The following is a 13,298-nucleotide window of genomic DNA, read 5'->3' on the forward strand; positions in this document are numbered from 1 at the left end:
AGGGCGAGTATACGTATAATACTACAATTCGTTTTAACTGGACTCAGAATAATCCTGACCCTGAAACAGCAATCTATAATTATAGGTTACAGGTGAGGTCTGAAGATGGGACAATATTTGATGGCAGTGTGGGTGACGTTAAGAGTTATAACGTTTCAGGATGTGGATATAATTTGACGTATGAGGCTCGAGTGATGTCACAGAGTGGTGGTGGCTGGAGCGCCTCCTGGTCGGGCTGGAGCGATGGGATAATGGTTGTCCGCCTACTCGATATATCTAACAACTTGATTCATCCCAGGAAAGCAGACAAGACAGCGACTATCAAGTATTTTATAATAAATCCAGCCAAAGTTAATCTAAAAATCTATAACCTGATGGGCGAGCTGGTGATGAGTTTAGTGGATAATGAGAATAAAGGTCAGGAGATGCATACGGAACTCTGGTCGGGAAAGAATGAAAAGGGCTCAACCGTAGCCAGCGGAATCTACTTAGTACATATAGAGGTAGGAGGAGAGAACGCAACAGAGAAAATATGTGTGGTGAAATAAGGAGGGTAAAATGGAAAAACAGAAAGGATTCACTCTTATAGAGTTGATGATAGTTGTTGCTTTGCTCGGTATTTTAGGATACGGGATAATGAAGTTCTTCACCAATACGTACAGAACCTGGTGGCAGACCAGTCAGCAGATTGATGCACAACAGAAGGCGCGTGTGGCTATGGACGAGATGACCAGGTTTATCAGGCAGGCAAGGCCTGTTACGGAAATAGTGGTTGGTAACTGGGGAAGTGAAGAGCCCAATACAATGATAATATTCACCCATATCGATGGCAGGCAGATTTGTTACTCTCAAGTTGGTGACAGTCTGAGACGGGAAGTTGATGATGGAGTTACTATTGTTGGTACTGACTTAATACCGGAAGACCTTGTCTCAGTCTATTTTGTGCTCGATTCCACGACCAGTCCAACTCAAGTGGATATCTCAACATTGACTGTGCGGACTCCGGGAACCGGCGGCGAGCAGGGTAGCCTAACCTTCCCCAGAAAGAGAGTGTTTTTGCGCAATCGTTAATTCCCCTCACCTTATTCCTCTTGCGTGGGGTGGCTATCCGATAAATATGAAATTCTTGGTAGCCGCAACCTTTAGGTTGCGTCTCCGACGAGAAAATTTCGCAGGCTAAAGCCTGCGGCTACCTGAAATGGAGTTATTGAGCAGTTTCCTTGAGGAGAGAGTTGGGGTGAGGGGGTAAAAGAAAGATTTATGAACAAGAGAAAGAAAAAAGGGCTTTTCATTACGCTGGAAGGACCCGATGGCTCGGGAAAGTCCACACAGTCTCTATTGCTTGCTCGCTATTTAAAGAGGAAAGGCTATAAGGTGGTGCGCACCAGGGAGCCGGGTGGGACGTCCATTGCTGAGGCTCTGCGCAGGATAATTTTGAATCCCAAAAATAGAATTTCCAAAGTTACAGAAGTCCTTCTTTATGAGGCTGGCAGGGCTCAGCATACGTCAGAACTTATTCTTCCCGCACTCCAAAAGGGTAAGATAGTGATTTGTGAACGTTATACCGACGCTACTCTTGCCTATCAAGGGTACGGACGAAAGCTGGATATTCGAATGGTTAAGGAGTTGAATCGGATTGCCTCATCTGGTTTGAAGCCCGATTTAACTATTCTTCTTGACCTCGATGTGAGAGAGGGGTTGGACAGAGCCCGAAAAGTCTCTCGGGGAAGGATGGACAGGATGGAGCAGGAGTCTATAAGGTTTCATGAGAGAGTGAGAAAAGGATATCTGGAGATTGCTTCCCGAGAGCCTGGTCGGGTTAAATTAATTAAAGTGAAGGAAACGCCGCAGAAGACACATTTAAAGGTTGTAAAAGTTATTGAAAAATTGGTAAAATAAATGGAGGGCGACCATGGAAGGTCGCCCCTACGTGACCCGAAAGGGAGGTGGGGGCGTTTTACACTCCATAGAAGTGGGAATCGAGAAACCAGTCGAAGGTTAGAAAGTTTTAAGATGAAGTTTTCTGAAATTGTTGGCCAGGAAGTGGCTGTTAATATATTGAAAAAGGCGATAGAGAACAACAGGTCTCATCACGCCTACCTATTTATGGGCCCTGACGGTGTTGGTAAACGGACGACTGCCATTGCCTTTGCTAAAGGCTTGAATTGCCGCTCCTCTTCCTCAGATGGCTGCGACCTGTGCGATTCCTGTAGAAAGATTGAAAATGGAACACATCCAGATGTGGAGTTAATTGGCCCCCGTGAGGGTGGGCTGACAATTTCCATTGACCAGATTAGAAAGCTTCAGAGAAGGGTCGCCTATAAGCCACTGGAGGGAAAATGGAAAGTATATATTATAGACGATGCTGCCAGTGCTACCGAAGAGGCTGCCAATTGTCTATTGAAGACTTTAGAGGAGCCACCTCCACAAGTAATTCTCATCCTCATCACTGAGAACATTTACCGTCTTCTCTCCACTGTTCGCTCTCGCTGCCAACTGATACTATTCAGGCAAATTCCCCGCACTCTAATAGAAAAGATACTGACAGACCAATACGAAGTGGCGCCTGAAGAGGCACGCCCTTTGGCCAGGTTTTCTTCAGGGAGTATTGGTCGAGCGCTTTACTGTCTGGAGAAAGAGACTCCTGAGTTTGGGGAACGGTTGAGGGAGATTTTTGAAACGGGAGGTTCTCTAATTGGAGGTTACGGTAGTCTATTTCAATTTTCGGCTGAAATTCCCCGAGATAGAGAATCTACACTGGAGTTATTGAATTTTTTATTAGGGGATTTGGGCAGGAAATTTGTGGAAAACCCATCTATACTAAAACAGAAAAAGATAGAAATCGTTATGGAAACACTCGATTTAATTAAGAGGAATGTCAATGTGAATTTAGCAATAGATGGAATGCTGTTGAAATTGACGCAGGCTGAAGCCTGCGGCTACCAAGACTGATATGATCTGGTAGTCGCAACCTTTAGGTTGCGTTTTATACACCCCATAAATCGGGGCGGCTACCGGGTTATATGCCATTTTTTAAAAGGAGAAGAATATGCCCATTGTTGTGGGAGTTCAGATAAGAAGAACAAAGGATATTTTCGATTTCCTGCCAGAGGGAATAGACCTGGCTATAGGTGATAAGTGTTTGGTGGAGACAGAGAATGGGATGGAAGCGGGAGAAGTTGTCTCGCCGGAGAGAATGATTGAACACAGTAAGAAGAAGCTTTATCGGGTAATAAAAAAGATGGACTCTGGTGATTGTGAAGTGGTAAAGAGAAATGTTAGTAAGGAAAAAGAAGCATTTCAAAAGGTAATGCAGAAAGTAGAAGAACACGAATTAAAGATGAAATTGACCTGCGTGGATTATACTTTTGATTGCAACAAATTGTTTGTCTATTATACTGCAGAAGGAAGAGTGGATTTCCGTGAACTCATTAAAGACCTGGGGTACCTGTTGAAAACTCGCATACAGATGGTTCAGATTGGGGTGCGGGACGAGGCTAAGATGCTGGGTGGATTTGGACCATGCGGACTTCCCATCTGCTGTGGCTCATTTTTGAAAAATTTTAGGCCTGTTTCCATTGATATGGCTAAAGAGCAGGACTTATCCTTGAACCCGGCAAAGATTTCCGGAGTTTGTGGTCGATTGATGTGTTGTCTGGCATATGAGAACGATTTTTATCGTGAAGAGAGAAAGAACTTCCCTAAAATAAATTCCAAAGTGGCTACTGAGGATGGAATAGGAGTGGTTAAAGAAGTCAATATTTTACGGGGAGAAGTCACTGTTGAATATGGGGATGGAATATCGAAGAAGTTGCCTCGAAAGGAAGTATCCCCGGCAGGATTTTTTGAGAAGTTCAAATTTAAAAAATCAGAAAGTTAAAAATTTCTATGGCTAAGAAATTCTATATCACCACTCCCATATTTTATGTGAATGACCTACTGCATATCGGACACGCCTACTGCACCATAGCTTGTGATGTGGTGGCCCGCTTCAAGCGCTGGCTGGGGGATGAAGTTCTGTTTCTTACTGGTACTGATGAACATGGACAGAAGATAGCCCAGGCAGCCAGTTTGAAAGGTAAGACGCCTTTAGAATGGGCAGATTATATCGTTTCCGAGGACAAAAAACTCTGGGAGAAGCTGAACATTTCTCACGATGATTTTATCAGAACAACAGAAGAGCGACACGAAAGGACAGTGCAGGAAATTTTTACAAAACTTTACCGGAAAGGGGATATCTATAAAGGAGAGTATGAGGGATGGTATTGTACTTCCTGTGAGACTTTCTATCTGGAGTCACAGCTTGAGCAAGGTAAGTGCCCTGAATGTGGGAAAGTGACAGAGAAACTGAAAGAAGAGAGTTACTTCTTTAAACTATCTAAATATCAGAAGAGACTTCTCAATTATTTTGATGAGAATCCTGAGTTCATGCAGCCTCCCTTCCGCAAAGCGGAAATGGTAAATTTTGTTAAGGGAGGACTGAGGGATTTGAGCGTGAGCCGCACGGCTGTGAAGTGGGGAATACCAGTTCCTTTTGATGAAAAACATACTGTTTATGTCTGGCTTGATGCTCTGATAAATTACCTCACTGCCTGTGGATATTTAGAGGATAAAGTAAAGTTTGAAAAGTTCTGGCCTGCTGATGTTCATCTGGTGGGTAAGGAGATTTTCAAGTTCCACACCATCATCTGGCCGGCAATATTGATGGCTCTGGAGATACCTCTTCCCAAAAAGGTTTTTGGGCATGGCTGGTGGACTGTGGAGGGAAAGAAGATGTCCAAATCTCGAGGGAATGTGGTTGATCCGGTTGAAGTTTCTGAGGAGTTTGGGGTGGACGCATTCCGTTACTTCCTGATGAGAGAGGTGCCCTTTGGTCAGGATGGCGATTTTTCCAAAAAAGCACTTATCAGACGCTATAATGCTGATTTGGCGAATAATTTAGGTAACCTTCTGAGTCGTAGCCTGACAATGGTGGAAAAGTATGTTGAGGGCAGGGTGCCTGAACCGGGTGGAGAGGAGAAAGAGGATAAAGAGTTAATTCAAAAAGCGAAGGGACTTTTTGAAAGAGTCATCAAATATTACGATAAGCTGGAATTGAACAGTGTCCTGGGAGCTATTTGGGAAGTTATCGATTATGCTAATAGATACATTGAAAGGACAGCTCCCTGGAAGTTGGAAAAGACTGATAGAAAGAGACTGGAAACTGTGTTATATAATCTTTTAGAGACTTTGAGAGTAGTCACTTTCTATATTCTTCCTTTTATGCCCCAGACAGCGGAAAGAATCTGGGAGCGATTGGGGATGGAAGAGAAAATCTATAATCAGAAAATTGAAGAAGCACAGTGGGGAAGGCTCAAGTCAGGGACAAAGATTAAAGCAGGCAAGCCTTTATTTCCCAGGATATATAATGGAGTGTAATCGCGTAGGGGCGACCTTTATGGTCGCCCGACTACCAGTCAAACTTTCGTTTGACACTCCTATGGGGGAAAAGATAAAGGTGAGGGAGAGTGTCAATGATTGGGGTAATCTCTGATGACTTGACTGGGTGTGGCGATGTGGGATTACATTTTGCAGATTATGGTTTGAGAACAATTGTCCATACTTCTAACTCAGAGCGCCTCTGCAAAAATCTGAAGCCTGATGTTGACTGGGACGTTCTTGTGGTGAATACTGAAAGCAGGTTAGATGAACCGCAAACAGCCTACGAGAAGGTTAAAGGTGTCTTGAGATTTTTCAGGAAATTAAACATAGAACGGATTTATAAAAAAATAGATTCTACGTTACGGGGAAATGTCGGTGCGGAGATTGACGCGCTTTTCGATGAGTTGAACATAGAAAAACTTCCTTTTTGTGCTGCTTTTCCCAAAACAGGAAGGACTACAATAGAAGGTTACCACTATGTCTGGGGAAAACTGGTTACCAAAACGGAGTTTGCTCGTGACCCCAGGAATCCAGTTAATGAAGCTCACATACCCACTTTGCTGGAAGAAACATCGAAACATTCTGAAAGGATTAAAGTATATAATGCAAAGACTCAAAGAGATTTAAAAAATATCGCCAGAGAAATCCCGGATTACACGACTGTATGTGGAGCAAGCGCTCTGGCCGGGGAGTTGGTCAAATTCTGGGGGAAGGCGGGATCAAGCAGGGATGTTAAACCTAAGACAGTAACTGGTGGTTCAAAACCTGTGTTGATTATTTCCGGGAGTGGACAATCGGTTACCTACGAACAGATTGGAGAGTTGAAGAGAAAGAAAAGTTTATTGGCTGTGCCTATAGATTTCGAGCGAAATCGAGTGGAAATACCGGATGCGAAAAATGCTAAACACATATTAATCTATCCTCAAAAGAGTAACCACAAACTCGATGCAGAGAAGATTATTAGAACGATTGTCTATTTGACCACAGGACTTTGCAAAGGGGGATTCTTTCGTAATCTAATTCTTATTGGTGGAGATACTGCTTTCAATATCTGTCGAGCATTAAAGATAGAGACCTTTCAAATTATTTCGGCTGTATCACCGGGGATTGCTTTCTGTCGGACTTTAGATGGGAAGTACAACTTCATTCTGAAGCCGGGAGGGTTTGGGGACAAGGAAACATTGATTAGATGTGTGCAATTTTTTGGCCATAGTAGGTCTTCGTAGTTATTTGGCTTACTCCTGGCAGAGGCCATCTCACAACTTTCCGGATAGGTATTCCCTCCAGCATTTTCAGCCACCCTTTTCCCTTGGACGAGAGAGGGAGAAAAAGTAGCCTGTCCCCTTTTTCGCAGGAATTTCCCTCTTTCTTGTACTTTACAATTTAAAATAATATTTAGTATAATAAAAGACTGTCTATTACAAAAGGCGAATTTTAAAAAATGAGAAAAATTTTAAGTCTACTTCCGATATACTTCCTATTGATTCTTCTTCTTTTCCTTTTGGGCTGTGCGGGGGTGCCGCCAGCGGAAAGAGAAGTGAGGAGAGTTCCTCTGAAGCCTCCCGAAGTTCCCAGGCAGCTCCTCTGCCTCGCTCTTATCTGGGATGGGGAGATACCACGCGCGGGTGAGGCTAATTCCCAAACGATAATGAATCTTTTAGCCTTGTTAGAACGTTATCCCCAGACAGAAATGACTTTCAATTTATCTCCGGAAATGGTTGAGAATATGAGTTTGGGAGCGGTGGATATTTGTAGACGACTGCAAGACTCGGGTCGGATTGCAGTGGCAATGGTGCCTCCCGGCCGTCCCGTTCTTCCGCTTCTTTATGACACGGATTTAGTAAGTGTGTCGATGCCAGAGGCTTCATTACCTGCCAAGAAATACGAACATCCTGAAGATGTTAGAGCCGGAATAATGAAGGGAGTAAGCTTTTATCGGAAATATTTTGGCAAGTTTCCTCGCGGGATCTGGCTTCCCGAAGGCGCGGTAGCTCAGGAAGTATTGGAGATTGTTGGTGATTGTCGATTGGAATGGATGGCTTCTGGCGAGGAAGTGCTGGAAAGTTCGTTGAATATTGAATTCTCCAGGAATGACCAGGGCCGGCTCCTGAATCCTGAGTTTCTGTATCGGCCTTATATTGTGTCTGGGGAGAAAAGAAAAGTAACGATGATTTTCCGCGACAGGATGTTCAGCGATAGAATCAATCTTGTCTATCCATTAATGAGTGGAGAGGAAGCGGTGGGGGATTTTATGGAACGTCTCTATTCCATTCAACAGAAATGGAAAGAGAAATCCCCTCCTCTGGTGACCATAATTATAGATAATGACGAGAGCGTATATTTTTTAAGTCAGCTTTTTAATCAACTTGAGAAAGACCCCTTAATAAAGACTGTTACCGTACAAGAGTATCTGGAAGACTATCCTGCGGTAGCGAGCATAAAAAAACTATGGCCAGGTTCTCTGGTCAATGCAAATTTTGATAGCTGGATTGGCGAAGAAGAAGAAAATATCGCCTGGGAATTTTTGGCTGAAGCAAGGGCAGATTTGGAAGGTTATAAAAATAGTGGTAGAGCGATAATTGAGAAGCTGGATGAAGCGTTTGCAACAATTTTAAAAGCCTCCGATAGTAAATGGTTCTGGTGGTACGGTGAAGACCAGAATTCCGGTAGGGATGAGATTTTTGACCAGGAATACAGGAGCTTGTTGATTAAAGTCTATCAGACTATTGGTAGCGAACCGCCGGGGAGACTGTTCCAGCCAATTGTTGCTCAGAAGGAGTTCATCCCTGAGAGGGAAATTGTAGACTTAGTTACTCCCCAGATTGATGGTATAATCGATGAAGGAGAATGGGATAATGCCGGCTACTATCGGGCTGAGGGGTGCGAGATATTCGATAAAATCTACTACGGATACGATAGATTTAATCTCTATCTCCGGGTGGATACGAAAGATTTGCTCGCTGAAAGAAAGGGGACGGAATTCTTCATTGGATTCTATATAGGGACACCCGGGGCGGGTAAGTATAATCTGTCTACTCGCTACGTAGAACCTAGTGCAGGGAGAACATTGGGATTTGGACTATCTAACGAAGTAGCAATTTGGTTTAACCAATTTACTCTGGATTATGAGGCTGGGAGAGGAAGGGCAGTCCTTTCCAGTGCCACAGGGAAAGATACCTGGCAACCTATCACTGATATCTATTCTATGGCAGTGGGAGCCTATTCATTAGAAATTGGGATACCCCTTAAATACCTTAACGTTTCAGTTGGAGAAGCATTGGGAATGATTGCTGTGGCAGTAGAGGATGGCGTGGAATTAGAGAGTATGCCACCTTTTGGACCTATTAGTATAATTCTTCCCGAGCTGTTTCATAAGGGGGCAATTATTTCAAGAATTATCGACCCTGTTGGTGATGATTACGGACCGGGCACCTATACTTATCCTGCCGATGCGGTGTTTAAGCCCGGCTCATTCGATATTCGTGAGTTTTCCGTAAGTGAAGGGCTGGATTATGTGATTTTTAAGGTTAAATTGGGGATAATTGAAAATCCCTGGAATTCTCCTTCTGGTCTCAGTTTACAGATTATTGATGTTTACATTGACTTGAATAACAGGGCAGGAGCTGGCTCTATGCAACTTCTTCCCGGAAGGAATGCTTACGCCAGGGCTGAGGATGCCTGGGAATATGCAATCTCTGTGGATGGCTGGCAACAGATTATGTATAAGATAGATTCGGCTGGCAAGCCGGTTAAATTGACAGACCTGGAAGTGAGGGTCAATTCCACCATAGGAGAGGTTACCATTTATGTTCCCCGAAAGTTAATCCGTGGAGATCCTCGGAATTGGGGATATTTGCCAATGGTCTTGGCTTACGACGGAGAGGCTGCACCACGAAATTGGAAGGTGAGAGAGGTTAAGCAAACAAACGATGAGTTCTCCTTTGGGGGTGCCTACTTGTCCTTAAATAATAACACAAGAAGTAGTCCAAATATTATCGACCTCGTTCTGCCTCGGGGAGAAAATCAGAAAAATTTACTGGGTGTTTACAGGAAAGATAAAGCAGTGGAAATCCCTGCAATAAGAGTAAGATAATGCAGATTGTAGGCACGGTTTTAACCGTGCAAAATTGGCTGGAGTCCTCCCGAAAGGGAGGGATGATAGACGGAATCTCCGACTAATCGGAAGAGTCCAGTCAACCTTGCTTTCGCAAGGACTCCACATTATTATCTTTTAAATATGAGTAAAGGAGGGTGAGGAAAATGAGAAAGGCTAAAATTTGGATTTTGATGTTGGCGCTGGTTTTGTTTCTTTCGTTATTTTTGGGATTTACCTGTAAAGGAAAAATGGGTGGAGAAGAGATACTGCTAACCAAGAAGGAGACGTCTTCTGAAGAAGCTGTATCTGTCCCTAATGGAGTGATGGAGCTTCAAGAAGCTTTTGCCAATGTGGCTGAGGCGGTAAAGCCTGCGGTGGTAAATATCTCTGCCGTGCAGATTCTGAAGACAGAGGTTCCTTATTATCAATTCTACTTTGGCGACCCTTTTGAAGATTTTTTTGATGAGTTTTTTGGGAAGCCCAGAGAGAAGATGCCGGAGCCTGAGAAAAAGGAATTCAAGCGACGGCTGGAAGGAACTGGTTCGGGGGTAATTATCGACCCCCGGGGCTATATATTGACAAATTACCACGTAATTGCCGGAGCAGAGGAGATTAAGGTCACATTATCTAATGGCGAGGAGAAAAAATACGATGGTAAGGTAGTCGGTAAAGACCCTAGAACTGACTTGGCTGTAATTGAAATAAAAGCGAAGGAGAAATTTCCTGTAGCTAAACTCGGTGATTCGGATAAGATAAGGATTGGAGATTGGGCGATAGCCATTGGCTCTCCGTTTGGATTAAAGCAGACCTTAACCGTGGGCGTGGTTAGCGCGAAGAGGCAGTCGCTGTATGTTGAAGGTAAAGAGTATAGAGATATGATTCAGACTGATGCTTCCATTAACCGGGGCAATAGTGGTGGTCCACTGGTTAATATTAAAGGAGAGGTTATCGGGATAAACACAGCAATCTATGCTCCCACGGGAGTTTTTGCAGGCGTAGGATTTGCTATTCCCATTAATAACGCAAAAGAGATTCTCGATGAGTTAATCGAAAAGGGAAAGGTTGTGCGTGGATGGTTGGGAATAGAGATAAGAGAAGTGGACGAAGTTATAGCCAAACAATTTAGCCTTCCCAACACAAAAGGGGTTCTGGTAAATAGAGTAATAGAAAACTCTGCTGCAGAGAAAGGGGGAATGAACAGGGGTGATGTGATTATAAGAATTGAAGACCATAAAGTTGAAAGCGTGAGGGACCTCCAGGAAGTAGTGTCCAGAACAAAACCGGGAAAGAAGGTAAAAGTAATGGTAATTAGAGAAAAAAAGGAAATCGCACTCACCATAAAATTGGAAGAAATGCCAGAGACGACTGAGGAGGCAAAAGTAAAGGAAGAAAAAAAAGAAATAGGGGAAGGAGAAGTTGAAGAGTGGTTGGGTATGAAGGTAGAAACATTAACCCCTGCTTTGGCCAAAAACTACGGTATCGAAGATGGAAAAGGAATAATAATTGTGGAAATTGAGATTGGGAGCAAGGCTGAAGAGATGGGTCTGGTGGAAGGTGACTTGATAAGGAGTATAAACCGGCAATCCATAGTAGATTGTAAAGAGTTTAAGAAAGTGGTTAAGAAAGTAGACCTTTCACAGGGAGTAATTTTTGACATTGTCCGTCGGGGTCGTCCCGTATACATAACCTATATGGAGCAAAAGTGAGAAAGCGTAGCTCGTCTGTTGACAGAGCTGAGACTGATAGGCAATCGAATCTTTCTTTAATATTAACAGGTTATTCAGAAAAAATTATCCTGGGAGTATTCATATTTTTTGTACTCTTCTCTACCTTGGCAATCGATGTTAAACTTACTCGCTATAAGCTCTTTGTGATGCAACTATCCGTTATCCTGCTTCTGGTTTTCTGGATAGTGAGGATGATGCTTGAGGGCCGGCTCGTTCTCAAAAGTAACCTCCTTAATTTACCCATCCTCTTCTATGGCCTTGCCATTTCTCTCTATTACATACTTTCCCGAGATAAGTTGGTAGCGAGGAATGAATTCCAGAGAATGCTAATTTGTGTGTTCGTTTTCTTTGTCGTTGCCAACAACATTCGTGATAGAAGAAACTTGAATTATATACTTTCTGCCTGGCTTTTGGGAAGTATCTTTGTCTCGCTGAATGGAATTAGCTCCTTCTGGGCAGTTAAGAGTCCTGCAAATGTTTTGACTTCACTCTTTTCCTGGCTGGCTGGAATTTTCTCAAGTATCGATAAGTGGCTTCACCTTCCACTGAGGGAATTCTTTGGTATCGCTCATTATGGACCTAACCAGCGTCCTTTTGCCACTTTTGGCAATCCCAATTTCTTTGCAGGCTACATAATAGTTTGTTTACCAATATTTTTCTCTATGTTTTTAACTGAAAGGAAGATATGGAAACTACTATTTGGTCTTAGTACTTTGCTTTTGCTTCTCAATTTATACTTTACAGCTACACGGGGGGCATGGGGTGGCTTCATAATTTCCTTTCTGATTTTTGTAACACTTTACAGCAAACAGGTTGGAGGGGAGCGGTGGCAGAAGTTCTGGAAGGGAAAGTTAAAATTTATTATTCCTTTGTTTTTGATTTTTCTTCTACATTTTGGATTAATGTCCACCAGTCAAAAATATAAGAAGACGATTGAAGCAGGAACTGACAAAGTTCACCAGATACTCACCCGGCGCACTGAGCGTTTACTGATCTGGAGAGATACATTGGTAATGGGGCTCAATAACCCTGTGGGAGTAGGGATTGGAGCATTTCACATATATTTTCCCCGCTATGCCTCAGAGGAACTTCTGAAAATTCTGCCGCAGGATAGGTTTATTGTCAATTATGCTCACAACGAGTTTTTGGAAATCTGGTCGGAAACAGGTCTTATTGGAATTGGCATCTTTATCTGGACAATTTTTGCCTTCTTTGCTCAAGGGAGGCTACTGTTGAAGGAAGATTCGAGTCTTAAGTCCCAGAAAATTTTAACTCTGGGGTGGCTTGCCTCAAGCGCTGGAATTCTTGCACATAGCTTTGTTTCGGTTAATATGCGGTTCATTGTAACTGCAGTCTATTTCTATTTTGTGCTTGGCCTCTTGGCTTCCCAGTGTAAGAGAGAGATAATGGTGCCCATAGATTGGCCAAGAGCTTTAAAGCTAACTATAATTGGGCTTGTCTTCTGTATGGGAATACTCTCTATAAAGGGAATAGTTAAACCTTTTCGTGCCCACAAGTTATTGACAGAAGAGGTCAGTTTCTTTGAGCAGAAAGAAGTTGACCCCCAGAAGACAATTGTAGCACTTGAGGAAACTGTTAAAACCGATCCCTATAATGCTTTGGCTTATTACAGGCTGGGATGGGTTTACGCAAAGGAGAAGAATTGGATACAAGCTGTCAAGAATTTTGAGATAGCCTGTAGATTGAACCCTGAACTTCCAGGAGCAAGGAATAATTTGGGAAATATCTACTTTACTTTAGGAAATAAACAGAAGGCGATTGAGAATTATCAGAAGGCGATTGCCATCAATCCCGGTATGATTGATGCCCATTTCAATTTAGGATATTGTTATTATACTGTAGGAAAACTTAAAGAAGCTGCTGATGAATTCAAAAAGGTTCTGGAGCTTGACCCCGATAATTATAAAGCCACGATAATGATTGAGAAGATGGTGCAATAAATGTAGCTGCAGAGCGAAGCTCTGCATTGTAGGGGCGACACTCCGTGGTCGCCCAAAGGAAGGGACGGCACAGAGTCCGTCCCCTACAGACAG

Annotated in this window: 10 protein-coding genes; all 10 read left to right on the forward strand. The window is 43.2% G+C overall.

From position 1 onward, the window contains the following. On the forward strand, positions 1–548 hold a 548-nt coding region (locus VMW39_02800; GenBank protein HUW22948.1), incomplete at its 5' end, for a T9SS type A sorting domain-containing protein. Between the two features lie 10 nt (positions 549–558). Next, positions 559–1,071, forward strand: coding sequence for a type II secretion system protein (locus tag VMW39_02805; protein ID HUW22949.1), 513 nt, complete (start codon positions 559–561; stop codon positions 1,069–1,071). A 189-nt stretch (positions 1,072–1,260) separates the two neighbouring features. Beyond that, a complete protein-coding gene (gene tmk, locus VMW39_02810) occupies positions 1,261–1,899 on the forward strand; it encodes a dTMP kinase (protein HUW22950.1) in 639 nt (212 codons plus the stop codon). 114 nt (positions 1,900–2,013) lie between these two features. Next, positions 2,014–2,952, forward strand: a complete 939-nt coding sequence (gene holB, locus VMW39_02815; protein ID HUW22951.1) for a DNA polymerase III subunit delta' — start codon at positions 2,014–2,016, stop codon at positions 2,950–2,952. Positions 2,953–3,049: 97 nt separating this feature from the next. Beyond that, positions 3,050–3,880: a stage 0 sporulation family protein gene (locus tag VMW39_02820; protein HUW22952.1), complete on the forward strand. Its 831-nt coding sequence runs from the start codon at positions 3,050–3,052 to the stop codon at positions 3,878–3,880. A gap of 8 nt (positions 3,881–3,888) precedes the next feature. Continuing rightward, on the forward strand, positions 3,889–5,418 hold the full coding sequence (gene metG, locus VMW39_02825; protein HUW22953.1) for a methionine--tRNA ligase: 1,530 nt from the start codon (positions 3,889–3,891) through the stop codon (positions 5,416–5,418). A gap of 95 nt (positions 5,419–5,513) precedes the next feature. Continuing rightward, a complete protein-coding gene (locus VMW39_02830; protein HUW22954.1) occupies positions 5,514–6,647 on the forward strand; it encodes a four-carbon acid sugar kinase family protein in 1,134 nt (377 codons plus the stop codon). A gap of 215 nt (positions 6,648–6,862) precedes the next feature. Next, positions 6,863–9,514 carry a glucodextranase DOMON-like domain-containing protein gene (locus VMW39_02835; protein HUW22955.1) on the forward strand — a complete coding sequence of 884 codons (2,652 nt, stop codon included), beginning with the start codon at positions 6,863–6,865 and terminating at the stop codon, positions 9,512–9,514. A gap of 167 nt (positions 9,515–9,681) precedes the next feature. Beyond that, positions 9,682–11,223, forward strand: a complete 1,542-nt coding sequence (locus VMW39_02840) for a Do family serine endopeptidase (GenBank protein ID HUW22956.1) — start codon at positions 9,682–9,684, stop codon at positions 11,221–11,223. Beyond that, the gene (locus tag VMW39_02845) at positions 11,220–13,205 is read left to right on the forward strand and encodes a tetratricopeptide repeat protein (GenBank protein ID HUW22957.1); all 1,986 of its coding nucleotides are present in this window, start codon (positions 11,220–11,222) and stop codon (positions 13,203–13,205) included. Before VMW39_02840 ends, VMW39_02845 begins: the two co-directional genes overlap by 4 nt. Positions 13,206–13,298: the final 93 nt, after the last annotated feature.

Source organism: bacterium, from assembly GCA_035530055.1.
In the GTDB taxonomy this organism is placed as follows: domain Bacteria; phylum UBA6262; class WVXT01; order WVXT01; family WVXT01; genus WVXT01.

What these genes read in the sequence shown, in the direction of transcription:
- tmk (HUW22950.1), top strand. Translation starts at nt 1,261, where the DNA reads ATGAACAAGAGAAAGAAAAAAGGGCTTTTCATTACGCTGGAAGGACCC.
- metG (HUW22953.1), top strand. Translation starts at nt 3,889, where the DNA reads ATGGCTAAGAAATTCTATATCACCACTCCCATATTTTATGTGAATGAC.
- VMW39_02830 (HUW22954.1), top strand. Translation starts at nt 5,514, where the DNA reads ATGATTGGGGTAATCTCTGATGACTTGACTGGGTGTGGCGATGTGGGA.
- VMW39_02805 (HUW22949.1), top strand. Translation starts at nt 559, where the DNA reads ATGGAAAAACAGAAAGGATTCACTCTTATAGAGTTGATGATAGTTGTT.
- VMW39_02835 (HUW22955.1), top strand. Translation starts at nt 6,863, where the DNA reads ATGAGAAAAATTTTAAGTCTACTTCCGATATACTTCCTATTGATTCTT.
- VMW39_02840 (HUW22956.1), top strand. Translation starts at nt 9,682, where the DNA reads ATGAGAAAGGCTAAAATTTGGATTTTGATGTTGGCGCTGGTTTTGTTT.
- holB (HUW22951.1), top strand. Translation starts at nt 2,014, where the DNA reads ATGAAGTTTTCTGAAATTGTTGGCCAGGAAGTGGCTGTTAATATATTG.
- VMW39_02820 (HUW22952.1), top strand. Translation starts at nt 3,050, where the DNA reads ATGCCCATTGTTGTGGGAGTTCAGATAAGAAGAACAAAGGATATTTTC.